Genomic DNA, 361 nt, shown 5'->3' with positions numbered 1-361 from the left:
GCCTCGTCCAGTTTCCCCTGCTCGCGCTGCACATGGCCCAGGTTGCTGTACGCCTGCGCGTAATCCGGCGCCAGCGCGAGCGCCTTGCCGTAGCTCTTCGCCGCCGCTTCCAGCTCGCCCAGGTCCTGCAGCGCATTGCCCAGGTTGTTGTACGCCTGCGGGTACGCCCCGTTCAGCTCCAGCGCCCGCGCGCAGCTGTGCATCGCCTCCTGCGCGCGCCCCGCCTCGCGCAGTGCGTTGCCCAGATTGTTGTGCGCCTCCGGGTACGCCTCCTTCAGCGACACCGCCTCGCGATACCGCGCGATCGCCTCTTCCAGGCGGCCATGCTCGCGCAGCATGTTGCCCAGATTGTTCAGGTACG

General features: G+C 68.7%; 1 protein-coding gene. It reads right to left on the bottom strand.

Annotated features, from left to right (window positions below):
• On the bottom strand, nucleotides 1-361 hold a 361-nt coding region (locus tag AB4Y32_RS40505), incomplete at both ends, for a tetratricopeptide repeat protein (protein WP_368726589.1).

This window comes from Paraburkholderia phymatum (assembly GCF_040965635.1).
Classification (GTDB): Bacteria; Pseudomonadota; Gammaproteobacteria; order Burkholderiales; family Burkholderiaceae; genus Paraburkholderia; species Paraburkholderia phymatum_B.
The sequence above is the reverse complement of the archived record's forward strand: the minus strand, read 5'-3'. Positions and strand labels throughout refer to the sequence as shown.